22 protein-coding genes and 1 pseudogene are annotated in these 25,398 nt (G+C 66.9%); 15 read left to right on the plus strand and 8 right to left on the minus strand.

What is annotated here, in order from left to right; genetic code table 11:
• Positions 1-34 precede the first annotated feature (34 nt).
• The 5 genes from ACIA5H_RS33050 (at position 35) to ACIA5H_RS33070 (ending at position 5,823) form a co-directional block, all read left to right on the plus strand.
• The gene (locus ACIA5H_RS33050; RefSeq protein ID WP_379253682.1) at positions 35-1,150 is read left to right on the plus strand and encodes a polyprenyl synthetase family protein; all 1,116 of its coding nucleotides are present in this window, start codon (positions 35-37) and stop codon (positions 1,148-1,150) included.
• Between the two features lie 17 nt (positions 1,151-1,167).
• Positions 1,168-2,700, plus strand: a complete 1,533-nt coding sequence (gene crtI, locus ACIA5H_RS33055; protein ID WP_397079789.1) for a phytoene desaturase family protein — start codon at positions 1,168-1,170, stop codon at positions 2,698-2,700.
• Between the two features lie 11 nt (positions 2,701-2,711).
• Positions 2,712-3,635: a phytoene/squalene synthase family protein gene (locus tag ACIA5H_RS33060; protein ID WP_397079791.1), complete on the plus strand. Its 924-nt coding sequence runs from the start codon at positions 2,712-2,714 to the stop codon at positions 3,633-3,635.
• Positions 3,636-3,758: 123 nt separating this feature from the next.
• The gene (locus ACIA5H_RS33065; RefSeq protein WP_379253685.1) at positions 3,759-4,340 is read left to right on the plus strand and encodes a TerD family protein; all 582 of its coding nucleotides are present in this window, start codon (positions 3,759-3,761) and stop codon (positions 4,338-4,340) included.
• 133 nt (positions 4,341-4,473) lie between these two features.
• Positions 4,474-5,823 (plus strand): family 1 glycosylhydrolase, encoded by a 1,350-nt coding sequence (locus tag ACIA5H_RS33070; RefSeq protein ID WP_397079794.1) that lies wholly within the window; start codon positions 4,474-4,476, stop codon positions 5,821-5,823.
• A gap of 74 nt (positions 5,824-5,897) precedes the next feature.
• On the opposite strand, the gene ACIA5H_RS33075 is transcribed toward ACIA5H_RS33070, so the two are convergent.
• Positions 5,898-6,725 carry an SDR family oxidoreductase gene (locus ACIA5H_RS33075; protein ID WP_397079796.1) on the minus strand — a complete coding sequence of 276 codons (828 nt, stop codon included), beginning with the start codon at positions 6,723-6,725 and terminating at the stop codon, positions 5,898-5,900.
• A gap of 155 nt (positions 6,726-6,880) precedes the next feature.
• Between ACIA5H_RS33075 and ACIA5H_RS33080 the strand changes: the two genes are divergently transcribed.
• Positions 6,881-8,506 carry a glycoside hydrolase family 13 protein gene (locus ACIA5H_RS33080; RefSeq protein WP_397079799.1) on the plus strand — a complete coding sequence of 542 codons (1,626 nt, stop codon included), beginning with the start codon at positions 6,881-6,883 and terminating at the stop codon, positions 8,504-8,506.
• Positions 8,507-8,656: 150 nt separating this feature from the next.
• On the plus strand, positions 8,657-9,547 hold the full coding sequence (locus ACIA5H_RS33085) for a manganese catalase family protein (RefSeq protein WP_379253874.1): 891 nt from the start codon (positions 8,657-8,659) through the stop codon (positions 9,545-9,547).
• A 115-nt stretch (positions 9,548-9,662) separates the two neighbouring features.
• On the opposite strand, the gene ACIA5H_RS33090 is transcribed toward ACIA5H_RS33085, so the two are convergent.
• The 3 genes from ACIA5H_RS33090 to ACIA5H_RS33100 form a co-directional block, all read right to left on the minus strand.
• A complete protein-coding gene (locus ACIA5H_RS33090; RefSeq protein ID WP_379253689.1) occupies positions 9,663-10,226 on the minus strand; it encodes a hemerythrin domain-containing protein in 564 nt (187 codons plus the stop codon).
• A gap of 95 nt (positions 10,227-10,321) precedes the next feature.
• Positions 10,322-11,617, minus strand: coding sequence for an FAD-binding domain-containing protein (locus tag ACIA5H_RS33095; RefSeq protein WP_397079802.1), 1,296 nt, complete (start codon positions 11,615-11,617; stop codon positions 10,322-10,324).
• Positions 11,618-11,784: 167 nt separating this feature from the next.
• Complete coding sequence (locus tag ACIA5H_RS33100; RefSeq protein WP_355075491.1) at positions 11,785-12,468, minus strand: TetR/AcrR family transcriptional regulator; 684 nt, start codon at positions 12,466-12,468, stop codon at positions 11,785-11,787.
• Positions 12,469-12,533: 65 nt separating this feature from the next.
• Between ACIA5H_RS33100 and ACIA5H_RS33105 the strand changes: the two are divergent.
• Both ACIA5H_RS33105 and ACIA5H_RS33110 read left to right on the plus strand, forming a co-directional pair.
• Positions 12,534-12,653: pseudogene (locus ACIA5H_RS33105) on the plus strand (SDR family NAD(P)-dependent oxidoreductase); the annotation flags it as partial.
• 26 nt (positions 12,654-12,679) lie between these two features.
• A complete protein-coding gene (locus tag ACIA5H_RS33110; protein WP_397079804.1) occupies positions 12,680-13,414 on the plus strand; it encodes a 2OG-Fe dioxygenase family protein in 735 nt (244 codons plus the stop codon).
• 86 nt (positions 13,415-13,500) lie between these two features.
• Here the strand turns inward: ACIA5H_RS33110 and ACIA5H_RS33115 are convergent, their stop codons facing one another.
• Positions 13,501-15,303 carry a CocE/NonD family hydrolase C-terminal non-catalytic domain-containing protein gene (locus ACIA5H_RS33115; protein WP_397079806.1) on the minus strand — a complete coding sequence of 601 codons (1,803 nt, stop codon included), beginning with the start codon at positions 15,301-15,303 and terminating at the stop codon, positions 13,501-13,503.
• A 353-nt stretch (positions 15,304-15,656) separates the two neighbouring features.
• On the minus strand, positions 15,657-16,880 hold the full coding sequence (locus ACIA5H_RS33120; protein WP_379253693.1) for a cytochrome P450: 1,224 nt from the start codon (positions 16,878-16,880) through the stop codon (positions 15,657-15,659).
• A 233-nt stretch (positions 16,881-17,113) separates the two neighbouring features.
• Between ACIA5H_RS33120 and ACIA5H_RS33125 the strand changes: the two genes are divergently transcribed.
• Positions 17,114-17,464, plus strand: a complete 351-nt coding sequence (locus tag ACIA5H_RS33125) for a hypothetical protein (RefSeq protein ID WP_379253875.1) — start codon at positions 17,114-17,116, stop codon at positions 17,462-17,464.
• A gap of 50 nt (positions 17,465-17,514) precedes the next feature.
• On the opposite strand, the gene ACIA5H_RS33130 is transcribed toward ACIA5H_RS33125, so the two are convergent.
• On the minus strand, positions 17,515-18,150 hold the full coding sequence (locus ACIA5H_RS33130; RefSeq protein ID WP_397079809.1) for a TetR/AcrR family transcriptional regulator: 636 nt from the start codon (positions 18,148-18,150) through the stop codon (positions 17,515-17,517).
• A 229-nt stretch (positions 18,151-18,379) separates the two neighbouring features.
• Here ACIA5H_RS33130 and ACIA5H_RS33135 point away from each other — a divergent pair, with 229 nt between their 5' ends.
• The 5 genes from ACIA5H_RS33135 (at position 18,380) to ACIA5H_RS33155 (ending at position 22,470) form a co-directional block, all read left to right on the plus strand.
• Positions 18,380-19,306, plus strand: a complete 927-nt coding sequence (locus tag ACIA5H_RS33135) for a metal-dependent hydrolase (protein WP_397079811.1) — start codon at positions 18,380-18,382, stop codon at positions 19,304-19,306.
• Between the two features lie 11 nt (positions 19,307-19,317).
• Positions 19,318-20,478, plus strand: coding sequence for a hypothetical protein (locus ACIA5H_RS33140; RefSeq protein ID WP_379253695.1), 1,161 nt, complete (start codon positions 19,318-19,320; stop codon positions 20,476-20,478).
• 138 nt (positions 20,479-20,616) lie between these two features.
• Positions 20,617-21,072: a peptide-methionine (R)-S-oxide reductase MsrB gene (gene msrB, locus ACIA5H_RS33145; RefSeq protein WP_355075479.1), complete on the plus strand. Its 456-nt coding sequence runs from the start codon at positions 20,617-20,619 to the stop codon at positions 21,070-21,072.
• The gene (msrA, locus tag ACIA5H_RS33150) at positions 21,069-21,584 is read left to right on the plus strand and encodes a peptide-methionine (S)-S-oxide reductase MsrA (protein ID WP_397079814.1); all 516 of its coding nucleotides are present in this window, start codon (positions 21,069-21,071) and stop codon (positions 21,582-21,584) included. The genes msrB and msrA overlap by 4 nt, the downstream gene beginning before the upstream one ends.
• A 301-nt stretch (positions 21,585-21,885) precedes the next feature.
• Positions 21,886-22,470, plus strand: coding sequence for a DUF2165 domain-containing protein (locus tag ACIA5H_RS33155; RefSeq protein ID WP_397079816.1), 585 nt, complete (start codon positions 21,886-21,888; stop codon positions 22,468-22,470).
• 22 nt (positions 22,471-22,492) lie between these two features.
• On the opposite strand, the gene ACIA5H_RS33160 is transcribed toward ACIA5H_RS33155, so the two are convergent.
• Positions 22,493-25,396 carry a UPF0182 family protein gene (locus ACIA5H_RS33160; RefSeq protein WP_397079818.1) on the minus strand — a complete coding sequence of 968 codons (2,904 nt, stop codon included), beginning with the start codon at positions 25,394-25,396 and terminating at the stop codon, positions 22,493-22,495.
• Between the last annotated feature and the right edge of the window lie 2 nt (positions 25,397-25,398).

Below are 25,398 nucleotides of genomic sequence, written 5' to 3' on the forward strand. Positions count from 1 at the left end.
GCGTAATTGCCCGAGGCGTGGAAGGGAATCGGGAATGAGCATCACGTGGTCCGAATCGACAGTGACCGAACCGGTCGGTGGCATCCCGGCACTGGGAGCCGCCCCCTTCTCGCAGTGGCGGGAAGCGGTGCGGTGGGCAGTACTCGGCGAGCTGGAAGCTTTCCTTCTGCGGGCATGCCCCAGGCCGCTTCATCGCCTCGGCGCACACGACGTTCTGCGGCAGTACGCCACCGGCGGGAAGTGCTTGCGGTCGACGTTCATGTACCTCGGCTGGCTGTGCGGCGGACCGGACGATCCGGCAGCGCTGCGTGCGGCCGCCGGTCTGGAACTGCTGCACGCGTTCGCGCTGCTGCAGGACGACGTCATGGACCGGTCCGCGACGCGACGCGGCGGCCCGTCCGCACATGTCCGGTTCGCCGGGGCGCACCGCGGCATGGGCGTGCCCGGCTCTTCCACCAGGTACGGCGAGTCCGCGGCGATCCTGCTCGGGGACATGTGCCTGGTCTGGGCCGAGCAGATGCTCCGCGAAAGCGGGCTCGCCGAGTCCGCGCTCGCGCACGCGTGGCCGCGCTACGACAAGATGCGGGTGGAACTCGCGACAGGCCAGTTCGCGGATCTGCTCAACGACGCGCGCACCGAGCCGGCGCTGGCCTCGGTCCTGGCGATCGCGCGGGTCAAGTCCGGGAACTACACGGTGCGATGCCCGTTGGAGATGGGCGCCGCGATGGCGGGCTGCGATGCGGCCGTCCTGGACGCGCTCGGCCGGTACGGCGCCGCGGTCGGCGAGGCATTCCAGTTGCGTGACGACATTCTGGGCATCTTCGGGTCGCAGGCCGTGACCGGCAAACCCGCGGACGGCGATCTCGGGGAACGCACCGCGACCAGCGTCGTCGTCCTCGCACGCGAAATGGCGGCCCCCGCGGCCCGAACCGAATTGTCCCGGCTCCTCCATCGCGTCCAGCTCGGTCCCGCGGAGGTCGACCGCGCCAGGATGTTGATCATCGAGTCCGGGGCGCCCGAGAGGATCGAGACGATGATCGCCGACTTGCTCGCCTGCGCCGAAAACGCTCTGCACACGGCGAATTTCAGCGCACCGGTGCACGCCGCACTGAAGCACATGGCCACCGCATGCACCGAACGCGTTGCCTGACCGGGAGGTTTTCCTCGATGCGCACCGTCGAAGGCGCGACCGACCGGGTGGTGGTCGTCGGAGCCGGGCTCGCGGGACTGTCCGCGGCCCTGCATTTGGCCGGCCGCTCCCGCGAAGTGATCGTCGTGGAACGCGAAGCCGTACCGGGCGGCCGCGCCGGGCAGGCCGATCCGGCAGGTTATCGCCTCGACACCGGCCCGACGGTGCTGACCATGCCCGATATCGTCGAAAGCGTCTTCGCGGCCGCCGGGGCGCGCAGCACTGACTATTTGCAGTTGGCGCCCGTGGAACCGGCGTATCGGGCACATTTCGCCGGAGGCCGGAGGCTGGAGGTACACACCGACGCCGCGCGGATGGAAGCGGAGATCCGCCGGTTCGCCGGCGCCGACCAGGCCGACGGCTATCGCCGCCTGCGGCGTTGGCTGACGCGCTTGTACCGAGCCGAGATGGACCGGTTCATCGCGGCGAATTTCGACTCACCGCTGTCCATGGTGACCCCCGCTCTCGCCCGGCTGATCGCCTTGGGTGGTTTCGGCCGCTGGGATCGCGCCGTCGCGCGCTACATTCCCGACCCGGAATTGCGGCGTGTCTTCACCTTTCAATCGCTGTACGCGGGCGTCGCGCCCGGCCGGGCGCGGGCCGCCTACGCGGTCATCGCCTACATGGACACCGTCGGCGGTGTGTTCTTTCCACGCGGTGGGATGCGTGCGCTCCCCGAGGCGCTGGCCGCCGCGGCGACCGAGGCCGGTGTCCGATTCCGCTATGGCACCACCGTGACCGCCCTGGAGCGCACGGGCTCGCGGATCACCGGGGTACGCACCGACGACGGCGACCGAATCTCCTGCGACGCAGTGGTATTGACGACCGAACTGCACGAGGCCTATGGCCTGATCGCGCGCACACCACGTCGACCGGTGCCGCTGACCTCCGCGCCCTCGGCGGTGATCGTCCATCTGGGGTGTGCGCCGACGGCCGAGATAGCGCACCACAATCTGCTGTTCGGCGCCGCCTGGGAGGAGTCGTTCCACGACATCATCGTCCGCGGGCAGGTGATGCGCGATCCTTCGCTGCTGGTCACCCGTCCCTCGGCTACCGATCCGTCTACGGCTGCGCCCGGACGGGACCTGCTGTATGTGCTCGCCCCGGTGCCGAACCTGGAACGCGGCCGAATCGATTGGGAGCGGGCGGGAACCAGCTATGCCGAGCAACTACTCGAGGTCGCTCAGGATCGTCTCGGCTCGGTCTTCGGCGATGCCGAGATACTGCGCGTGGACACGCCCGCCGACTGGGCGCGCCGCGGCATGCTCGCCGGGAGCCCGTTCGCGCTGGCGCATACGTTCGCCCAAACCGGTCCGTTCCGACCGGCCAACATGATCCGCGGTGTCGACAATGCCGTATTGGCCGGTGGCTCTACCGTGCCGGGGGTAGGGATCCCGCCGGTGCTGATCTCCGGCCGACTGGCCGCGGATCGCATCACCGGCCTCCAGCCCGTGCGGCCGCGCCGCATCGGCGCCGCGCTCGCCACCAGCCGCATCGATCGACAACTGTGATCGGAATCGAGATGACCCGCACCGACCTCGACACCACCCGGCTCAGCGACCAGCGACTGCACCGGTCCTACCGGTACTGCCGCCGGCTCAACGCACGCCATGGAAAGACCTTCTTCCTCGCGACCCGTTTGCTCGCACCGGATCAGCGCCCCGCGGTCCACGCCCTATACGGATTCGCCCGCCGAGCCGACGACATCCTCGACGAGTTCGACCCGCGTCTCGATATCGCCGAACGTGCCCGGCGACTCGAGGAACTCGCGGGCCGCTTCCGCGCACGCGCCGCCGACACCGACGCCGTTCTCCCGGCGGCTCTGGACACTGCCGATCGCTATCGCATTCCAGTGGAGCTGTTCGACGCCTTCCTCGCATCGATGCGAATGGATTTGACCGTGACCGACTATCCCGATCGCGCCGCGCTCGACACCTACGTCTACGGGTCGGCCGAAGTGATCGGATTGCAGTTGTTGCCGATTCTGGGCACCGGCTGTGCCGATGCGGCCGCTCCGCATGCCGCCGCGCTCGGCAAGGCATTCCAGCTGACCAACTTCCTGCGGGATGTCGGCGAAGACCTGCTGCGTGACCGGGTGTATCTACCCGCCGACGAACTGGCCGCGTTCGACGTCGATCGCGATCTCTTGCGCTGGTGCGTCACCCGGCGGCGTACCGAGCCCCGGGTACGCAGCGCCCTGGCGGCGCAAATCGCCCGCACTCGCGACATCTACCGCTTCGCCGCTGCCGGAATCGCCCTGCTGCATCGCCGTTCGCGCCCCTGCGTCGCGACGGCGACGACGCTGTACTCGGAGATCCTCGACCGCATCGAGGACAGCGACTTCGCGGTGTTCGATCACCGCGCCGCCGTGCCGAACCGGCGGCGAGCGCGAGTCGGCGCGACCGGCCTGGTCGAGGCGTGGTGGGCACGCCGAGCGGGCCGGTGATCGCTGCGGCGACAACGGTGCCGCGTCCCGCGATGGACTTCCACCACCCGGTGCGGACCTGCCTGTCCCGGAGACGGATTCGTCGTCCCGAGCGCGGCGGCTGGTCGTCAGTATCCTGATGTCGTGATTACGCTCAGAAAAGAAGACGGTGCCGCGGACCTCGCGGGTATCACGAAATTGAGTGTGGGAGTGAGCTGGGATCCGTCGTCCGGAACGAGCGGCGGCGCACTCGGCTGGGCACGCCGCAAACGCGGCGTCGACCTCGATCTGATCGCGATCCTCATGCAGGGCAACGACCCGGTGCGCTTCGCGGGACTCGATTCGCTGGACCCGTTGGGCAACGGCTCGGTCGCGCACACCGGTGACGAGCAGACCGGCGCCGCTTCCGGTGACGACGAGACCATCCACGTCACCTTCGCCGACGTCCCCACCGCGATCGACGCCATCGTCTTCGTCGCGGCCGCCTTCAAGAAGGGCAGTTCTTTCGACAAGGCGAACAACATCTCCTTCAAGATCTACGACGCCACCGGCGGCAACAGCCAGCAAGTCGCCGACATCTGGCCCTCGCTGCTCGGCACCGACAACGCCAACGCGGTCGCTCGCGCCTTCCGCAACGGCGCTGTGTGGCAGCTGGAAGTCCTCAATCGCCAAGGCAAGATCAAGCAGGGCGACATGCAGGCGCTGTTGCGCTTCGCCATGCAGTAACACCTGCGGGTGCCACGCGTCGCGGTCCGCGTGGCCCACCCGCAAACCGATCGCAACAAGTGTCCACGTCTTCGAATCGCTGCGATAAGCGGATTCCGGCAATCAGTGGACAGCACCCAGTTACTCTGGGTCGATGCGATCTCGGTTCCGTCGGTACGTCCTGGCCGCGCTCGCCGCCGCGGCATCCACCCTGCTTCTCGCCACGCAATCCGCGGCCATCCCGCCGATACAGCCGGTCGCCGGCCTACCGGCGCTGGGCGGAGACTTCCTCTGGGGCGTATCGACCTCCGGCTTCCAGTCCGAAGGACATGCGCCGGAAAGCAATTGGACCCGATACGTCGGCGCGACGCCTGGCTACGACGCCCTCGGCGATTCCGTCGACTTCTTCGGCCGCTATGCCTCCGACATCCAACTCGCGGCGGACCTGGGCGTGCGGGTGTTCCGGATCGGGATCGAATGGGCCCGAGTGCAACCCGCGCCGGGAGTGTGGGACGAAGGCGCCTTCCGCTTCTACGACGCGGTGATCTCGAGCGTCGAGCGGGCCGGTATGCGACCGATGATCACGCTCGATCACTGGGTGTACCCCGGCTGGGCCGCCGACCGAGGGGGCTGGCGCAATCCCCGCATGGTCGAGGATTGGCTGGCCAACATGCGCAACGTCGTGGACCGCTACGCGGCACGCAACCCGTTGTGGGTGACCGTGAACGAGCCCGTCGCCTACATCATGCACGAGGTCCGCCACGGCGCCGCGGATGCAGGCGAAATGCTCGAGCGGGTCGCGCAGGCACACAATGCCAGCTACGACTACATCCACCAGAAGCAGCCGGGCGCACAGGTGACCAGCAACATGGGTTACGTCGCCGGTTCGGAGGCGCAGGTGAACGGCCCGCTGATGGACCGCATCGCCGATCGGCTCGACTACGTGGGTGTCGACTACTACTTCGCCTTCGACCCGGCGCAGTCGCTGATCGAGTCCATCCTGCGGGCCAGCGGTTCGGCGATGCCCACGCTGCCCGGACCGCACATCTGGGAGCTGCCGTTGCGCACCGAAGGCATCTACTATGCGCTGCAATACTATTCGCGCCGGTTGCCCGGTAAACCGCTCTACGTCGTCGAGAACGGGATGCCGACCGAAGACGGCCGTCCACGCGCCGACGGCTATGTTCGCGGCGATCACCTTCGCGACACCGTCTATTGGATCCAGCGCGCCAAGGCCGACGGCATGAACATCATGGGCTACAACTATTGGAGCCTCACCGACAACTACGAATGGGGAAGCTACACGCCCCGTTTCGGCCTCTACACCGTGGACGTACGTACCGACCCCTCCCTCACCCGCCGCCCCACCGACGCCGTCGGCGCCTACACGCAGGTCATCACCGCGGGCGGAGTGCCCGACGGCTACCGTCCCACCCGCGGTCCGGCCCTCTGCTTGTTCGTCGATCCCCCGGCCAGTTGCATGACTCCGGTAGCGGAGCGATAGACGGACGCCCGCACCCTGGTCTGCTCGAGCTCAGCGCATCGCCCCGCGACGACACGAAGTAACCGGATCCGTGGTCACGGCGTGCGCCATTTCTCGTCGGTCAACAAGGTGCTGGCCTGCGGGCCCATCAGAAGCATGCCGCCGTCTACCACGTAGGACGCGCCGGTGACATAGCTCGCCTCCGGTGCGGCGAGAAACGCCACGACGGCAGCGACCTCTTTCGCGTGCCCCGTTCGGCCCAGCGGCACGCCGGGACGCGACTGCGCTCGGGGATCGACGTCTTCCTGGCCGGTCATCGGTGTCGAAATCTCCCCCGGCGCGACCGAATTGACGGTGATGTCGTATTCGGCGAGTTCCAGCGCCAATACTTTCGTCAGTGCGCCGAGCCCCGCTTTGGCCGCGCAGTACGGTGCGGCGCCCACCCGGGGAACGTGTTCGTGCACGCTGGTGATATTGATGATCCTGCCCCCGTTGCCCGCGGCGATCATATGTCCGGCCGCGCGCTGGGAACAGACGAACGCGCCGTCGAGGTCGACCGACAACACGTGCCGCCAGGTGTCGAAGTCCATGTCCATCGCCTTCCGCGCGGACCCGGTACCCGCGCAGTTCACCAGCACATCGAGGCCACCGAGTTCGTCGGCGAGTTCGTCGATCACCGACCCGGCGGACGACGGGGCCGCCAAGTCGAGACGGCGCACGGCGGCCGTCCTGCCCTGTTCGCGCACCTGCGTCGCGGTGCCCTCCGCGCCGCGCTGGTCGCTGTGGAACGTCAGCCCGACATCGGTCCCGCCCGCCGCGAGCGCGACGGCGATCGAAGCACCGATTCCGGAGTCTCCCCCGGTCACCACGGCTCGCCGCGGCGTGCCTGCTCGTTCTTCCGGTAGTGGAACTGTGGTAGCCATGTCCAGCGACTACCCGGGCGGGCACAGACCACACCACCGCCCGACGCCACCCCGCGCGTGACGATTCCTCCTCGACCTCGTAGCGCCGACGCGACGTTACGAGGATTCCGATTGCGGGTAACCGCCCTGGAACGAGCCGAGAGGAGGGTGCCGCGATGACTGCTCCCTGGTGGCGCGATGCCGTGATCTATCAGATCTACATCCGCAGTTTCGGCGACGGCAACGGCGACGGTCTCGGCGACATCGCCGGTATCCGGTCTCGACTGACCTATCTGCGCGACCTCGGAGTGGACGCGATATGGGTCACGCCCTGGTATCCGTCGCCGATGGCGGACGGAGGATACGACGTCTCCGACTACCGCGACATCGACTACCGGTTCGGCACGCTCGCGGAGGCCGAACAGCTGATCGCCGAGGTGCACGCGCAGGATATGCGCATCATCGTGGATCTGGTCCCCAACCACACCTCGGATCAGCATCCTTGGTTTCAGCAGGCACTGGCGGCCGGGCCGGACTCGCCGGAGCGAGCCCGTTACCTCTTCCGGCACGGCGCGTCCTCCGGCGGTCCGCCGAACAATTGGCGGAGTGTGTTCGGTGGCCCTGCGTGGACCCGAGTGGCGGACGGGCAGTGGTATCTGCACCTGTTCGACACCCACCAGCCGGACCTGGACTGGGAGCACCCGGACGTCCGTGCCGAGTTCGAGTCGATCCTGCGTTTCTGGCTGGATCGGGGCGTGGACGGCTTCCGCATCGACGTGGCGCACGGTTTGGTCAAACACCCCGATCTACCGGATATCGAAACCGATCACGAGGACATGATGGAGCCGCCGGATCGGACCGACCATCCGCACTGGGACCGGCAGGAGGTACACGAGATCTATCGCGGCTGGCGCAAGATCGCGGATTCCTATGGGCCGGATCGGGTCTTCGTCGCCGAAGCGTGGGTGGCCAAACCCGAGCGCCTCGCCTGCTACGTGCGTCCGGACGAACTACACACGGCATTCAACTTCGATTTTCTGCGGTGTTCCTGGCATGCCGACGCGCTGCGTGCCGTGGTCGACTGCACGACCGAGGCGTTGGACGCGGTGGGCGCGCCACCCACGTGGGTATTGTCCAACCATGACATCACCAGGCATGTGACCCGCTACGGGCGGGCCTCCACCCGCGGCGGCGGTTCACAGCACGAACCGCACGGTCCCGTCGATGTCGGGCTGGGTCGTCGCCGCGCCAGGGCGGCGCTGCTGCTGATGCTCGCGCTCCCCGGCAGCGCCTACCTCTATCAGGGCGAGGAACTCGGCTTGGAGGAGGTCGAAGATCTCCCGCCAGAGGTGCTGCAGGATCCGACTTGGGAGCGCTCCGGCCACACCGCCCGCGGCCGCGACGGGTGCCGTGTGCCACTGCCGTGGAGCGGATTCCGGCCGCCATTCGGATTCGGCCCCGTCGACACCCTTCCCTGGCTGCCGCAGCCACAGCGCTGGGTGTCGCTGACCGCCGAATTGCAGAAGCGGGAATCGGACTCGATGCTCGACCTCTATCACCGGGCGCTGCGTCTGCGCCGGGACCATCCGGCCCTCGGAGAGGGCTCTTGGGCCTGGCTGCCCAGTGCGCCGGGTGTGCTGCTTCTCCGACGCTCTCCCGGCCTGGTGTGCATCGTGAACGTTTCGAACGCGCCGACCACGCTGCCCAGGCACGAGCGGCTGTTGTTGTCCAGCGAGCCTTTGCAGAACAGCGTCCTGCCCGCCGACAGCGCGGCCTGGCTGGAGGTCCCCGGCGTTGGGTAGGGCATGGTCGCGCCTCGTGTCGCTGCGAACGACCGGCAATTCGAACCCGTATCGTCGCCACCGAACAAGCAACGCGTCTCTTGCTCGTCGTGCGCTGGGTTAGGCAGTAGAAGCCATCTCGTTCAGCCGACCATATCGGTAAGGAGAGCGATGTTCACCCATAACAAGGATCTCCAGTTCGAAGTTCGCGTCGACCGTCCCGATCCGCGTTTCGCGACGCTGCTGCAAGAGCAGTTCGGCGGCGCCAACGGCGAATTGAAGGCCGCCATGCAATATTTCAACCAAGCGTTCATGCTGCGTGGCAAGCACCCGAAAACCTATGACCTGTTCATGGACATCGCCACGGAGGAACTCAGCCATCTCGAAATCGTCGGCGCGATGATCACCATGTTGCTCGACGGGCTCAACGACGATTTGAAGCAAGCCAACGAGCGGTGCGACTGGATGCCGATGGTGGCGACCCCCGGCGGACGTGACCAGGTGATCCATCAGGTCGCGGTGAACCCCCTGTACTTCGCGCTCAGCGGCGGTGGACCCGTCGTCAAGGACTCCGCGGGCGTGCCCTGGTCGGGGTCGTACGTCGACGCCAACGGTGAGCCCTCGGTCGATCTGCGCAGCAACCTCGCGGCGGAGTCGCGCGCCAAGATCGTGTACGAATATCTCAAGCAGTTCACCGACGATCCCGGTGTGCAGGACACGCTTTCGTTCCTGATGACCCGCGAGATCGCACACTTCCAGCAGTTCACCGCGGCGCTGAACGAATTGCCGGTCAACTTCCCGCCCGGAGCACTGCCCGGCGACGATCGGTTCCAGAACGTGGCCTTCAACATGTCCAACGGCTCCGCGAGCGCCCGCGGCCCATGGAACGAAGGGCAGGGGCCGTGGCCCTCGGGCACGGAATGGCGCTACATCGACAATCCGGTCAGCGAATGGCTCGATTCCGACGAACGCGTGAACCATGGCGCGCAGACCAACCCGCAAGGCGAGCCCGCGGTTCACGGCACCAAACCGTTCACTCACGAATCACACGTACCGGACTGACTCCCCCACGCCTACGCCCGGAACGGAACACGGCTGTTCAGGCGTTGAGCGACGCGGCGCGCGGCACCAGGTGCCGCGCGCCGCGCGACGCGCGCGTCTTGCACTGCCGCACGGATCAATGCCGCGGCTTGCTGATCATGTCTTTGGCACGATCCATCATCGCGGCGAACGGGCCGACCAGAACGTTCGCGGCGGCGGATTCCACGCCGGGATGCGGCCGGGTCGGCGCCATCGCCTCCGCGAGCTCGACGGTCTTGCGCAGTCGTTGCAGCGTCTCGTCGTCGAGTTCCTCGCGCAGCCGGTTGAATTCCTCGCGTTCCTCATGGTCGGCATGGGCCAGCACCGCTTCGCGCAGCTTGGCCAGTCTCACCTGGAATTCCATCGAGCTGATGTCGAGCGACTCCATTTCGGCGAGCTGCTTTTTGGCCTTGTTCTCCTCTTCCAGCCGCGCGTCGACGACAGACGCGCCATCGCCCAGTTCACGCCGGGCGCGCGGGTGAATGATCTCTTCTTCGGCGGTCTCGTGCACGGCGAGCAGGCGTCGCAATTCGAAGAACTTGCTTTCGCGCTCAACAGGGTCGGAGGTGTCGGCGGTCTCGATGAACAGTTGCCGGATCCGGCCGTGCTGGTCGATGAGGAAATCGACGGCGTCGGTGGTCGAGTCGATCGTGGTTGCCATGGTTGACCTCCCTCGGGCAATCGGGACGGACTGACGAATTACGTCCGTCGCCGCGGTACCCGGCAGCGAGCACGCGAAACCGCCCGGCAGGCCGGTTACGTGCTCGCGCTGCCCGCGATGGGAGCGGGATATACCGAGGGCGGCACGCTGTGGCACCACGGGCGATGGATCTCCGAACCCGGCAGGGAAGCCAGTTCCGGTATCCAGCGCCGCACGTAGTTCCCCTCGGGGTCGTAACGTTCGGCGGTGCCGACCGCTCTCGGGTCGAAACGGCCCGCCTGCTGCCAGGTGAAGCGGTCGCTCGCCGCGTCGTCGAGCAGCCACCGGCGGAAATGCTCGGCGCCGACCCGCCAGTCCACCTGCAGCGTCGTGGTGAGGAAACTGGCGGCGATCACCCGTGCCCGCTCCGGCATCCACCCTTGCGCGGCCAGCTGCCGCATGCCCGCGTCGACGATCGGGTATCCGGTGCGGCCGTCGCGCCAGGCGCCGACGACGACCGGATCGTGCGCCTGCCGCACATCCGTACCCGCGCCGGACCGCGCGAGATCGGCCCGGGCGCCGAGGAACTGGAGATGGAAGTCGCGCCGAGCGAGCTGCCGGACGAAAGCGCGGCCGTCCGGCGTCGCCATATCGGTGTGGTACGCCATTTCGGCGGCCGACAGGCAACCGAAATGCAGGTACGGCGACAACCGGGAGCATCCCTCGCCCGTGAGGTCACCGTTGGACCGGCCGCGTGGTTGTCGCCGGTCGGCGGTGCAGCCTCGCCACAGCGCACGACCCGTGATCTCGCCTCCGACCGCCAGCTGCGGTGAAACGGCCGCGTCGCCGAGTTCGTCGAATCTCGGCACGGGATCACTCTCGATGCGAGGAACGATCAATTCCGTGGGCTTTTCCAGCGGTCGTCGCTTCGGCGCCGACAACCATCGGCGAAAGTAGGTCGCGAAGTCCGGAACCTCGTCGTCCGGCCGATACGGTCCGCAATCGGCGGGATCCACGGCGGTGAGGGTGGCGGGATGAGTGTGCAGCAGGCAGCTGCGCCGCGCCAGCCGTTCGCCCAGTGCCCGAAGTCGGCATCGGTTGTACCAGGTGACGTCCTCGGCGATGTGGACGCTGTCGGCGTGCACCTGTGCCGCCACCCGATCCACCGCCTCGACGTAGTCACCGTGCCGAATCACCAGTTGCCCTCCGGCGCAGCGAAGTTCGGCATCGAGTTCGGCCAGCGCGGCGGAGAGGAAACGCAGTTTGTTGCCGGCCGGGCGAGTGCTGCCGACGAGCCGGTCGTCGACGACGAACAGCGGAACCACCGCCGCGCCCTCGTGTACGGCGGCCAACAGGGCCGGGTTGTCGTGGACGCGCAGGTCACGGGTGAAGAGTGCGATTGTTACGGCCATTCGAGGTTCTCGACGACAGGCATCCGTCGCGGGGATCGACGACGGCGAATCGGACATTCGGCGGCGTGCCACGCCGATGCGGGCGGTATCGAAGTAACGAGCTTTACGCCAATGCTGCGCGACGGCGGCTGTCATGTCAAGTCGGGCTCGCGGCCGCGCGCGCCGGATCAGTGTTCGCGGAACAGATCGGTGAGCCAGGGCTCCAGGTCGGCGCTCAGCGCGGTCAGATCCGGCTCGCCCGACTCGTCGAGCGCGTCGGCGGTGAGCTGGCGTACGGCGTAGACGACACCCATGTACGCGGTGACGGACAACAGTGGCTGCCGGTTCCCGCTGGCGCTCTGTACCAGACCGCGGATGTACTCGGCGAACAGCCGGATCGACTTGCGCCTGCGTCGCCGGGCGGCCGGCCCGAGCCCGTCGATCTCCACCTGGTAGGCGCGCGCTACGACCAGGTCGTTCTGCAGGGAGCCGAGGTACTGGCCGAGGGCGTCGGCGACGATGGATCTGCGGTCCCGGCCCTTGAGGTCCGCGGCGGTCAGCTGGGTCAGCAGCACTTGGATGAAGCGGTCGTAGCCCGCGAATACGCACTCGTCCTTATTGGCGAACGCGTCGTAGAACGCCGCCAAGGACACTCCGGCCCGTTTGGCGACATCGGTGGGACCGAATCCGGCGTAACCGCGGGCGGCGAGCAGTTCGGTCACGGCGACCAGCAACCGTTCCCGCTGCGCCGCCATCACCTGCTCCCGCCCCAGATTGTGCCGTCCCCGCGGCAACGCGGCGGGAAGTGTGAAGAACACTCCGTCTCGCACCGGAACGATCGGTGCGTCAGCGTCGGCGGGCGCGGCGGACACCCCTGCAGACTACCGAGCCGGTCGGACCCGAGTATGGGTGCGGCTTCAGTGGGTAGCCCCAGCACATGACCGACACACCACTCGCACTCGTCACGGGAGCCTCCAGCGGTATCGGTTTGGAACTGGCCCGGCGGTTCACCGAACACGACTACGACGTCGTGATCGCGGCGGAGGACGACGCCATCTCCGCGCCCACCCGGCCCCACGTCCGTTGAACCCGGAAGGGCAGACGGCGGAGCAGGTACAACGGACCGCGAGCGACGCCTTGGTCGCCGACGGCGTGCACCTCCTGCCCGCTGACGTCACGACCGCGAGCCTCGACCTGGAGCCGGCCGACTGGGAACGATTTCGCCGACACTGGGAAGACTTGCATCCGGACGTCTACGCCGACGCCCGTGGCACGCGCAGGCTGCGCCGGTACGGCCGGTTCTCGCTCACCGGTTCGGCCGGTCGGATCGGCCTGTTGTCGTCGGATTCGTTCGTACAGCCCGAGGAATCCAACCCGCTCTATATCGGCGTGGACCGCACTTTCGAGCCCTTGACCGACGCATTCGTGACCGACCCTGTTTTCGTGGCGGTGCTGCGACTGCTCGCGCGATTGGCGACGGCGCTGGAAGCCCCGGCGCGGTGGAGCGCGAAAGTACATCCCTTCCGGGTCATCGCCTCGGCGGACGCGCACGGCCTGCCCACACCGGAAGGCCGCCACCGCGACGGCGTCACCTTGGTCTCCTCGCTTCTGGTGGGACGGCAGAATGCCCTGGGCGGTGCGAGTTCGGTGTTCGATCCGAGCGGACGACGACTGCTGCGGACCACCCTCGATCGGCCGGGAACGCTGCTGCTGGGCGATGACCGCCGCACCTTGCACAGTGTTTCGCCGGTGCGTCCGGTGGATCGGAGCCGCCCCGCCTATCGCGATGTCTTGGTGGTGACGTTCGCGCCGGGCTGAGGACCGCCGAATCGTGGTCGTGGCCCGATCCGTCGTCGACCATGGCGTGGCCCGGATGGTTTGCCCGCCCGGGCCACGCGCAACGGTCAGCCGAGCGGCAACTCCAGGCAGGACGGGGCGCCATCCGGTGCGCTGACGGTGATCGTCGAACCGGCCTTGTTCGCGCTGGAATACAGCGGATCCATGCCGTCGAGGACGAGCATCAACCGATGGCCGTCGGGGAGATCGTAGGCGGCTGCTTGCAGCTCCCACGAAACGGTCGCGGGCAGACCGGACTCCGTCGTCTTCGGTTCGTGGGTGATGATTCTCGCCGAGCCGTTCTCGTCGACATCGAGCAGATAGGCGACCACCGTCGCGGACTCGTCGGTGCTGTCGATGGTCACTTGCAACCGCGGGATCCCGCGAATCTGCCTGGCGACGCCGCCCCGTGCTGCGAGCAGCGGCCCCGTCGACCAGACGAGGGCATGACCGCGGTCGATCTCATCGATTCGGTAGACCTTGGGATTGCCCGACCACTCCTCCTGGCCCGTCGTCATGAGCTTGTCCATGGCGACGACCTCGGGCTCCTCGCCCACCGTGAAACTGCGTTGCCAACCGCCCGTGGAATCGGGGGTCAGCACACCGTCGCCGCCCTCACGCTCATCGGTCAAGACCAGCACTTCCGTGTCGGTGGTGACGTCCGCCCACGAGGCCTTCTCCTCGCGCCGCGCCGGTTCGACGATCACATTCTTGCCGTTCCCGGCGCCCGGAGTGGTCACGTAGGTGAACATGACCTGATTGCTGATCTCCGGCCACGCGTCGACGCCGTTGTCCTCGTCCTTCAGGTAGTGATCGAGCCAGGCGTATGCCTCGCGCAGTGGCTCGTTCGGGCCCGCACCGGGCATGGGTGGAGCGATCAGGCCGGGGCCTTCCGGCGCCGCGTGGTCGCCGATCCACATGTTCAGCCGTTTCGGGCGCGGAAGCTTCTCGAAGGTCTCCAGCACCTGGTTCACCGGGAAAAGCCCCTCGTGCCAGGTATTCGAGAAGAAGGTCGGAATATCACGGGAGCCGACATAGCGTTCCGGTGCGCGTTCGGTGCCCCACTCGACAACCGGATCCATGTCCACCCCCTCGGCGAACTTCGCCAGGATCTCCAGTGCTTCTTCGTCGAACTTCTCCGCCTGCTCGCCACCGGTCAGGCCGATCAGTGCCTCGACCGCCTTCAGATGGCGGGTGCCGTTGTCGTACAGACTGGTGGCGAGGTTGCCCCAGGTACTGAGCGCGACGACGACGTCGACCCGGTCATCGTGCGCGGCCACGAGCTGACTGATGCCCGAGCCGTAGGACTCACCCATGAAGGCGATGCCGCTGGGGGCGAGCTCGTCTATCGCGTAGTCGAGCACCTTCTTGCCGTCGGCCCGGTCCCATGGACCAGCGACATCGACGGTGCCTTCGGACGTGCCGAACCACGGCAGGTTCGTTCCCGGTGTGGCGGTCCAGCCGATTCCGCGCGGCGTGTAGGCCAGCACGTGATAGCCCTTCCACGCGAGGGTGAGATAGGCGTACTCGAACAAGGGCCAGCCGACGGGTGTCCACCCGGCGGGGAAGACCACCAGCGGGCACGGCCGGGTGGTGGTCTGACGCAGCATGTGCGCCGACAGACCGATCCCGCCCGCCCCTTCGATGCGCGGGAACGTCGGCACCGCGACGTTCAGCGCCCGGTTCACCAGGTCGTCCACGTCATCGGGCACCAGCCCCTTGCCGCTGCGCTTACGCACGGCGCTCACCAAGTTCGACGCGAACTGCACCGCTTCCGGGCGCACCTGCCCTTGGGCGTCCCAGGGCCCCTGGACTGCGATCCGGGCGAGCTGTTCGGACGTGGTCCCGACGATCGGATCTCCTTGTGACATCGGCGTCATCGATCCTTCCTGCCAGTTGCTACGGAACTGCGGACCGCAGCAGCGTGACACGACACATGATCCGATCGCGCCAGATCCGACAATGCGTTTCCCGTTCGCAATAGACCTTTGAACAGCGGAAACGTTGCAGGGTTCGACTATCCGCCGCGACGCGAACGGCCCGGGCGCCATCCGCGCAAACTTGCCGACCATGTGAACATGCATCGAGTGCGCCGTGGCCGGGCGCCCAGCGAGTCGTTCACCACGCTGACCGATTATCGGCAATTGCGAGTCGACCGGCGCGGCAACCGGCACGAAAGTCGGGACCCGAGACCTCGTGGTTCGGCTGCCGCGCCGGGCAAGGGTTACTGCTTCTCGGCGCCCAGTTTCACCGGGATGGACAGGGGTCCGACGGTGAAGAACGACGGCGAGTACGGGATTTCGTCGGGGTCGATGGCGAGTTCCAGGTTCGGCAGCCGACGGTACAGCGAGGCGAGCGCGAGACGGCCCTCCAGGCGGGCCAGGCCCGCGCCGATGCAGTACCGCGGCCCGTGACCGAATCCGAGATGTCCGCCGCGCTGCTCCCTCGTGATGTCGAACTCGTTCGCGGTCTCGCCGTATTCGGCCGGGTCGATCCCGCAGGCCTGGTACGCGACACCGACCGCCTGGCCCTTGGGTATGGCGACTCCGGCCACGGTCACGTCCGTCAGCGTGAATCGCCAGCTCGTCATCATCACCGAATGGCGGTAGCGCACAGTCTCTTCGACCACATCACCCCAGCGGTTTTCCGCCTTCGCGAGGGCGAGCTGCTCGGGGTGTCGCGACAGCGCCAGAATGGCGTGCCCGAGCAGATGCACCGTGGTCTCGTGCCCGGCCACCAGCATGATCCACAGAACGGCGACCAGTTCATCGGCCGTGAGTTTGTCGTCTCGATCGCGAGCTTGGACCAGACCGGTGGTGAGGTCGTCGCCGGGCGTTTCCTGTTTCCGGTCCGCCAGTTCGTACAGGTATGTCATCAGCGAGTTCTGCGTCGCGAATGCTTCCTCCGGCGGTGTGGTGTGGGCCAGCAGGGTTGCGGTCCAGCGTCGCAGCCGGTCCCGCTCCGGCTCAGGCACCCCGAACAGTTCGCAGATCACCGCCATCGGCAGCGCTTCGGTGAAGGTGGGCACCAGATCGACGCCGTCACCGGCGGCGATCACGTCGTCCAGCAATCGGTCGATGATCGCCTGGATGCGCGGCTCGAGCGCCTGCACCCGGCCCGGCGTGAACGCCTTGCTGATCAGACCCCGCAGCCGCCGGTGGTCGTCACCGTCCTTGGTGGACAGGTGATCGCCCTGCACGACGGCGCGCAGCGGCCAGTCCTCCGCGATCGAACCGTCGTGCAGGGCCGGCCAATGCTTCGGATCCCGCGCGAAGGTCTTGTTGTCCCCGGCGAGGATCTCACGCACCGCGTCGTGCGTCAGGGCCAGGTAGGCGGGCACGCCGCCGGGGAACTCCACCTCGACCACCGGCGCGATCTCCCGGAGCCGGATGCAGGTGTCCAGCAGATCCTCGTTCGCCGCGGGGAATGCGGGCAGGCTGGTTGTCATCGGTTTCCCTTCTGCGCATGAACCCTCCGGCCGCCGTGATGACGGTCGTCGCACGAGTATCGAAGCGAGTCCGTTCGAGGTGCCGGTCAATTGGCGAATCCTGCCCACAACCGGAAGTCGAGCGTCGCAAAACGACATTTCGGTGACCGTCCGGCCCACCGCGGCGGGCTCGTCGCCGCGAAAGCGGTTAGGGTTTGGGCGATGTCCGTGGGTGGCTGGAGGAATTCGTGGAACTGAAGACGGTGCTGGGACGCGTCGTGCGAGCGGTGAACGCCGGGGTGGCAGCCATGCTCGACGCGCCGGTACTCGGGCGCCTGCTGGGCAGAGGATTCGTGGTGATCACCTATGTGGGGCGACGGTCCGGGCGGACGTTCAGCACACCGGTCAACTACTGGCGAAAAGCGGACGAGCTCGTCATCGGAGTCGCGTTGCCGGACCGGAAGACGTGGTGGCGGAACTTCTTGGGCGAGGGCGGCCCCATCACGCTCCATCTGAACGGCGCCGACCGACCCGGGCACGCGGTAGCGCGACGCGACGAACGCGGCCGCGTCTTCGTGACGGTACGGCTCGACGACGCGAGCTGATCCGACTCGCCTCGTCCACATCGGCGGCACACCACAAGTGCCGCAACCGATTACGGCGCAAACCCCTGGACGCTCGCGGAGGGCTTCGCCTGGGCGATGATCGCTGCGCCCATCCAGCGCCGTAGATACCGTCGCAGATCATCTTCGCCGCGCGGTGGATTGCCCGGGGAAATGAAGAACGACTGCATCGTGCGCAGGACGTATTCGACCAGCTCGTGCAGCGACTCGTCGTCGTATCCGTAACGCGCCCAGTCGACGTCGAAGCGCTTGATCATCGTCATGCCGAAGGCTTGCGCCTCTTCGGAGGTCAGGCTCTCCGGATGGACGTTCGAGTACGTGCTCGACAGCAAGATGCCGAGGTGGGGTGTTCGACGGACCTCGGCGAGGGTGTAGACCACCCCCTCGGTCATCGCTTCCACGGCGTCCTCCAACCCGCTGACGTGCTGTGTCAGCCGATCGAGGAACCCGTCGACGGAGGCGATCGCCGCCGCGGTCATCAGCGCGTCCGCGCTGGGAAAGTACCGGTAGACCGTCTGCCGGATGACGCCGAGCGACTCGGCGACGTCGGCGATGCCGATCTCCGAACCCGTCCGTCCGATCAGTTCGACCGCGGCGGCGACGATGCGACGCGAGGCTTCCTCGTCGTCCTTCGGCGGACTCCCGCCCCACCCGCGCCTTCCTGCCACTGCCCGCTTCCTCGACTCGAAGCCCGTCGCTTCCGAACCCCCTGACGGAAAGCCTGCCGACCCTCCGGATCAAGGGTTCGACCGTATCACAAGGGTGCCGGAGTCCCGGTTCGAGCGCGATTCTGATCATACAGTTGGACAGCCGTATGTATGATCACTGCAACGCGGCTCGGCGCATCGGGTGGTGCCGCCGGACCGGTTCGTTTTCGGAAAGTCGAGGTATAGCCCAGTGACCGATCTTCAAGTGCGGAAGATGCGCTTCGCATTCGCGGACTACGACGTGCCCTTCTTGTGGAACGAGGAGAATCCGGCCTTCTCGTCCATGGCCAATGCGGTGTCCTTCCTGGCGATCGGCTTCGAGAAGATGATCGTCAACATGATCCGCGAGGCCATGCCCCTGATCACCGATCCCGAGGTCGCCGAGGAAGCCGACGCGTTCGTGCGCCAGGAGGGGCAGCACTCCACCGCCCACCGCCAGCACGCCAATGCCCTTATCCGGCGGTACCCGGGACTGCAGGAGACGCTCAACGAAGTGATCGCGGAATTCGACCGCCTCACCGTGAACACTTCGGTCGAATACCGCCTCGCCTACACCGCCGATCTCGAAGCGACGTTCACTCCGGTGTTCAAATTGATGCTCGACAACGACTCGACCTTGTTCCGGCCGGGCGACGACCGGGTGGCGTCGCTGTTCATCTGGCACTTCGTCGAAGAGGTCGAACATCGCAGTTCCGCGCTGATCATCTTCGATTCCGTCGTCGGGAGCGATGTGTATCGGATGCGCATGGCGCCGTCGATCTTCCGTCACGTGATGAAGGTGATCCGGTTGGCCTGCGCGGGCTTCAACAAGCATGTCCCCCGCGAGGAGCGCAAGGTCGACGCGCTGTCGATGTTCGCGAATTACCGGCGGAGGCAGAAGCTGCGCAAATGGTTGCCGTTTCTGCAGGCCGAGGACAACGGCCCGATGCCGCGTGCGTTCGACCACCTGCCGCTCGGTGAACAACTCGCCGCGCTGGTGGGCGTCATCCGCAGTCAATTGCCGAAGCACAATCCGGACCACGAGAAACTACCCGAACTGGCCGCCGTGTGGTTCGAACGCTATGACGCCGGCTACGACGTCTCGCACTGGTACACCGCCGACACGGTCGCACGCTAGGAGCCGGACCGATGGCTGATCATTGCGCACCCACCTTCGACCGTCTCGCGACCGCGCTCGGCTTCTCCTGCGAGGAGGCGGGCGGGCCGCTCGAGGTGCGGAACCCTTTCACGTTGGAGAACTGGACCCTGCCCGTCCTCGAATTCACGATCGTCCTCGGCGCGGTCCTGGCCCTGATCTACGCCATCGTGCGGCTGCGCCGCCACGGCGATCCCACCAACTTGGTGCTCTGGTTCGGGGCGACCGCGTATCTGTTCATCATCGAGCCGCCGCTGTACTTCCCCGCGGCGTTCGGCATCGACGCGCACGTCGACACGATGTTCGCGCACAACCTGTTCACCGTGGAATTCCTCTGGGGCCGATTACCGCTCTACATCATCGCGATCTACCCGTTCATGGCCACCCTCGCGTTCGAACTGGTCAGGATTCTCGGGGTCTTCCGGCACTACGGGGTGCTCGCCGGATCGGTGTGCGTGGGCTTCGTCCACCACGCCTTCTACGAGATCTTCGATCATCTCGGCCCGCAGCTGCGCTGGTGGGAGTGGTCGGTCGACAACCCGATCAATCAACCGATGTTCGATTCGGTACCGCTTCCGAGCGTGGTCGTCTTCGCCGCTCTGTGGCCGATGTCGCTCGCCTTCTGCGTCCAATTGTTCGTCGGCCGCCACATCGACCAGGGCCGAAATTTCTCCGGAGGGCAGCTGGTCGGGCGCACGATCGTCATCGGCATTCTCGCGTCGTTGGGCACAGCGGTGCTGCCCATCCCCGCGACCGTCTTCGGCATGGGTAGCACCACGGTGCGTGGCGTGCTCTACGCCGCCGAATTGGCCGTCCTCTCCATTGCCGCCGTGGTGATCCTGACCCGCCAGTGGCTCCGGCTGCGTCGCGGCGACTCGGACGCGGCGCCCTATACGAACGACTTCGTCCGCATTTACGGCGTGGTGTACCTGGGCGTGATGGCATTGCTCTGGGCCACCGCGTTGCCCGATTTCTTCGCCGCCGTCGACGGTGTGACCAGCGAAGGAGACCCGATCGGGAATCTGTGGTACACCCTCGCGTGCTTCGTTGTCGCGGTTCTCTGCCTGGTCGCCGTATTCACAGTGCCCCGGAGAAAGGCGCCCCCGAGCGTTGCCCCTCCCGCCCCGGAAGCCACCGCGAGTTCCACGGTATAGCGGGACGACCGACGCCGTCGGTGACGACGGGCGGCCGCCGTGGGCACGGTTGCCCGGACCGGAATGTGACGCCCGGCTCGCACGGGATTTTCCATGCCGGTGCCCTGGTTGTACCAGGGGCCGATATGAGGAGGTCATGTGGCACGGGAGTACAACCGGAATCCCGCGGCGGTCGCCGCCTTGACGCCTGAGCAGTACCACGTCACTCAGGAGAACGGCACGGAGCGGGCGTTCACGGGCGAGTACTGGGACAACCACGAGCCGGGCATCTATGTGGATGTGGTGTCGGGTGAGCCGTTGTTCGCCTCGGTCGACAAGTTCGACAGCGGAAGTGGATGGCCGAGTTTCACCAAGCCGATCGAAGCCGGGAACGTGGTGCGGAAGCGGGACTTCAGCCATCTGATGGTCCGCACCGAGGTGCGCTCGGCACACGGCGACAGCCATCTCGGGCACGTGTTCACCGACGGTCCCCGCGCGGCGGGCGGCTTGCGGTACTGCATCAATTCGACTGCGCTGCGGTTCATCCACCTCGACGACCTCGAGGCGGAAGGCTATGGGCAGTACAGGACTCTCTTCGCGAAGGAGGAGGCGTGACCGACACGCGCAAGGCGATTCTGGCCGGTGGATGCTTCTGGGGCATGCAGGACTTGATCCGCAAGCAGCCGGGGGTGGTGTCGACACGCGTCGGCTACACCGGTGGACGCAACGACCATCCCACGTACCGGAACCACCCTGGCCATGCCGAGGCGATCGAGATCGTCTACGACCCGACCAGGACGGACTTCCGGCAACTGCTGGAGTTCTTCTTCCAGATCCACGATCCGACGACGAAGGACCGCCAGGGCAACGACATCGGAAGCAGCTACCGCTCGGCGATCTTCTATCTCGACGACGACCAGAAGCGCGTCGCCCTGGACACCATCGCCGACGTGGACGCCTCCGGCCTGTGGCCCGGCAAGGTGGTCACCGAGGTGACCCCGGCGAGTGAGTTCTGGGAGGCCGAGCCGGAGCATCAGGACTACCTGCTGCGTTACCCGGACGGCTATACCTGCCACTTTCCCCGGCCGGGGTGGAAGCTGCCGAAGCGACAGACCACCGCCCAGTAGAAGCCGGTGGATTCGGCGCTTCCGCCGAGCCTTCGGAGCGCACAGTTGACGACTGCGCCACCACACCCGGGTGGCGCAGTCGTCGCGTTTCACGACGTCCCCCGCCCGCTGCCGCCGATCGTACAGCCGGCAGCCTCGCGCACAGACCCCGGGCGATGCCGGACGGAACCTCATGCGGTAGACAACATTTCGACTCGTCCCCGGCCGTGCCGGGCTCCCCGCCGTGGGGAGAATGCGTGATCGGGCACCGATATGATCGTCGACGCTTGGAGCTCCTGGCCGGTCGACCCGAGGTAGGCAGATGACGCGCAGCGGCACAAAGGTTCTCGATGTGGTGGGCAGTCGCCGGATGGCGGTGGCGACGCTGGCCACCATCACCGGCTTCTACTACCTGTTCGTCGCGTTCACCAATTGCGTCGACACCGACACCAATCGCAACGGCGTGGCCGCTGTGCTGTCGATGAAAGCGACGATCCACAATCCGGGCACGGACTGGCGCGCGATCACCAATGGCAATGTCGCGCTCGTCGCCTACATCCTCGTGGTGATCTGGGAATTCCTGATCGCCTTCGTGCTCCTCACGGCGGGAGCCGTATGGGGCCGGGTGCTGACCGGACGGCCGCGCAGGCTGCGAGCCGGTCTGAACGCGGCCGTGAAACTGTCGAGTCTTGGCTGGACCATGGCGGTGCTGCTGTTCTTGGGCGGGTTCCTGACCATCGGCGGCGAATGGTTCCGCATGTGGGCCAATGACGACGTGAACGCCTCGTCGGCCGCGTTGCAGAACTTCCTCATCGCGGGCGTCGGCCTGATTCTGGTTCACCTGCCGGACTCGCAACGCAGCGCGGTCCTCGAAAGTGACTCGGCAGCAGCGGAATCCGACCAGTAGCGGGCGGCCGACGACGCGGGCGTCAGCGGCCGTTGCGTTCGAGTTCGCCCAGCTGTTTCTGCAGACGTTCCAGTGCGGCCCGGATCTGGTCGATCTGCGCGTTGAGTTCGGCGATCTTCGCCTGATCCACCGGCGGGGGCTGCGCCTGCGGTTGCGCGACCGGTGGCGCGGCGGGCTGTTGGCCCGGCGGCAGTGGGGCACCGGGTCCGCCGCCGGGCGGCGTGGCGAGTCTGCCGGTGGCCGGACCGAACACCTGCTCCAGGGCCTCCGCGAGGGTCGGCGCATAGCCGACGAGGACACCGCCGGTGCCGGGATCGCGGTAACTGACCAGCACTCGCGCCAATTGCGGGAATGTCGACGCGTTCTGTGCCGTCGAGATCCGTTCGGTGAACAGCGGCTCGGCGTAGAGCACGCCGCCGTCGGCGATCGGCAGGGTGAGCAGATTGCCGTACTGGATCCGGTTCGAGCGCTCGAGCAGGGTTCGCTCGGAAGCGACTCTGGTGTCGGAGATCATCGAGTTCTGGATCTGTTGCGGACCCTGAGTGAGGGTGTCGGTGGGCAACTGCGAGACGGTGATCTTGCCGTAGCCCTCCGGGTCGGAGCGGGCGGAGACGTAGGCGGAGAGGAATTCCCGGTTGTAGCCGACCATCGCGCTGGCCAGCCGGAACGACGGTTCCGCGCCGGCCTGGTCGCCGACCAGGACGTAGAACGGAGGCTGATGCGGGTTGGACTCCACGGTGGGGTCGCTGGGCACCGACCAGAACGCGTTGGTGGTGAAGAATTCGCGCGGCTCGTCGACGTGGTATTTGGCGAGCATCTCACGCTGGATCGTGAACAGGTCTTCGGGATACCGGAAGTGCGCCCGTAGCTCCGGGCTGATCGACTCCTCCGGTCGGACCGTGCCGGGGAAGACCTTCATCCAGGCCGCCAGCACCGGATCCTGCCGGTCGACCTGGTAGAGGGTGACCGTGCCGTCGTATGCGTCGACGGTCGCCTTGATGGAGTTGCGCACGTAGGAGATCTCTCGCGGCGACTCCCGCTGGGTCTCGTCGCCCGGCTCGAGGGCTTCGAGCGAACTGCGCTTGGCGTAGGGGTAGCCGTCGATCGAGGTGTACGCGTCGACGATCCAGACTATCCGGCCGTTCACGACCGCCGGGTAGGGGTCGTTGTCGGTGGTCAACCACGGTGCGACGAGTTCGACACGATGGCGGGGATCGCGGTTGAAGATGATCTTCGAACCGGGACCGATCGCCTTCGAGAAGACGATATTGCGCTCGGTGTAGGTCACCGCGAAGGCGAGGCGGTTGACCCAATTGGCAATCGGGACGCCGCCCGCGCCGGCGTAGGTGTAGGTGGTGGTGTCGGTGTCGTACTCGCGGGGCTCGGTGCCGCCGCCCACGATGGCGTAGTCCGGGCTCGCATGGGCGATCACTTCGCCGAAGTAGACGCGCGGCTGATCCACTCGGATCACCTGATGCCCGGAGGCTTGGGACGCGATGTCACCGACCGCGTAGATCGGATATCCGCTGTTGCTGCTCGCGGCATCGCCCGCGGCCTCGCGGACCGCCGCGTTCACCCGGTTGGCCGGTGCGGCGACGAACCCGTTGCCGTGCGTGTAGACGGTGTGCCGATTGACCCAATGGCGCTGGTTGCCGCTCAGCGCGGTCGGGGTCAGCTCGCGCGCCGCGACCACGTAGTCGCGCAGTTGCCCACCGACCCGGTAGCGATCCAGGTCCAGATGCGGTGGGAAGCTGTAGAAATTCTTCAGCTGTTGTTGCTGGGTGAACGTCCGGGAGAGCACGCTCGGGTCCAGCAGGCGGACGTCACCGATCGTGGTGACGTCCGCGGGGACCTCGGGCGGCGACTTGGTGCCGACGCCGGGATAAGGCTGGTACTCGACCCGGTCGCTGCCGATCCCGTACGCCTGCCGGGTGGCCGCGATGTTGCGTTGGATGTAGACGCGCTCCATGTCGGCGGCGTTCGGGCGGACGGAGAACTGCTCGACGGCCAATGGCCAGACGGCTCCGACGAGGATCGACGACAGCAGCAGAAGCGCCGCGGCCATCGCCGGGATTCGCAGGTCCCGCACGACGATGGCGGCGAAGACCGCCACGGCGCAGATCACGGCGATCGCGAAGAGAATGAGGCGGGCGGGAAGCACCGCGTTGATGTCGGTGTAGCCAGGGCCCGCGAAAGTGGGTTCCTTGCTGCGGCTGGATAGCAGTGAGTACCGGTCGAGCCAATAGGCGGCAGCCTTCAAGAGGATGAACGAGCCGGCCAGTATCGCGAGCTGGACGCGGGCCGCGTGCGTCAGGCCGCCCGTCTTTCTGGACAGCCGCAGGCCACCGAACAGGTAGTGCGCGGCGAGGCTCGCGACGAAGGCGAGGACCACGGCGATGAACAGCCAGTTGAGTACGAATCGATAGAAGGGAAGGTCGAAGACGAAGAACCCGACATCGTGCCCGAATTGCGGGTCGGACACGCCGAAGGACCCGCCGTGGACGAACAGCTGGACGGTCATCCAGCTCGACTCCGCGGCAAGGCCGCAGACGAGCCCCAGCGTGGTCGCGATGCCGAGACCGAACGGCACCGGATGCCTGAGCGCCGCCGCCCGATACGGCCGAAGACTGTTCTCCTCTTCGGACTCGGGAACGAAGAGCGGACGGAACCTGAACGCGAGCCACAGCACCGCGAAAAGGACGCCACCGATGATCAGCGCGACCGCGATGAACAGCGAGAGCCGGGTGAACAGCACGGTCAGCCAGACACCACGGAAGCCGACTTCGCCGAACCACAGCCAGCTGACGTAGCCTCGGATCAGCCGAGGCACCACCAACAGCGACACGACGAACACCGTGGCGGCGACCACCAGCACCCGGGTGCTGCGATGCAACCGTCGCGGGCGGAGGCCCTCGCGTGCGCTCATCT

The organism is Nocardia sp. NPDC051900, from assembly GCF_044452545.1.
Taxonomy (GTDB): domain Bacteria; phylum Actinomycetota; class Actinomycetes; order Mycobacteriales; family Mycobacteriaceae; genus Nocardia; species Nocardia sichangensis.

Coding starts and splice junctions, on each gene's coding strand:
- ACIA5H_RS33080 (WP_397079799.1), top strand. CDS start 6,881: ATGACTGCTCCCTGGTGGCGCGATGCCGTGATCTATCAGATCTACATC.
- ACIA5H_RS33060 (WP_397079791.1), top strand. CDS start 2,712: ATGACCCGCACCGACCTCGACACCACCCGGCTCAGCGACCAGCGACTG.
- ACIA5H_RS33085 (WP_379253874.1), top strand. CDS start 8,657: ATGTTCACCCATAACAAGGATCTCCAGTTCGAAGTTCGCGTCGACCGT.
- ACIA5H_RS33120 (WP_379253693.1), bottom strand. CDS start 16,880: ATGACAACCAGCCTGCCCGCATTCCCCGCGGCGAACGAGGATCTGCTG.
- ACIA5H_RS33160 (WP_397079818.1), bottom strand. CDS start 25,396: ATGAGCGCACGCGAGGGCCTCCGCCCGCGACGGTTGCATCGCAGCACC.
- ACIA5H_RS33070 (WP_397079794.1), top strand. CDS start 4,474: ATGCGATCTCGGTTCCGTCGGTACGTCCTGGCCGCGCTCGCCGCCGCG.
- ACIA5H_RS33075 (WP_397079796.1), bottom strand. CDS start 6,725: ATGGCTACCACAGTTCCACTACCGGAAGAACGAGCAGGCACGCCGCGG.
- ACIA5H_RS33095 (WP_397079802.1), bottom strand. CDS start 11,617: ATGGCCGTAACAATCGCACTCTTCACCCGTGACCTGCGCGTCCACGAC.
- ACIA5H_RS33155 (WP_397079816.1), top strand. CDS start 21,886: ATGACGCGCAGCGGCACAAAGGTTCTCGATGTGGTGGGCAGTCGCCGG.
- ACIA5H_RS33115 (WP_397079806.1), bottom strand. CDS start 15,303: ATGTCACAAGGAGATCCGATCGTCGGGACCACGTCCGAACAGCTCGCC.
- ACIA5H_RS33140 (WP_379253695.1), top strand. CDS start 19,318: ATGGCTGATCATTGCGCACCCACCTTCGACCGTCTCGCGACCGCGCTC.
- crtI (WP_397079789.1), top strand. CDS start 1,168: ATGCGCACCGTCGAAGGCGCGACCGACCGGGTGGTGGTCGTCGGAGCC.
- ACIA5H_RS33050 (WP_379253682.1), top strand. CDS start 35: ATGAGCATCACGTGGTCCGAATCGACAGTGACCGAACCGGTCGGTGGC.
- ACIA5H_RS33090 (WP_379253689.1), bottom strand. CDS start 10,226: ATGGCAACCACGATCGACTCGACCACCGACGCCGTCGATTTCCTCATC.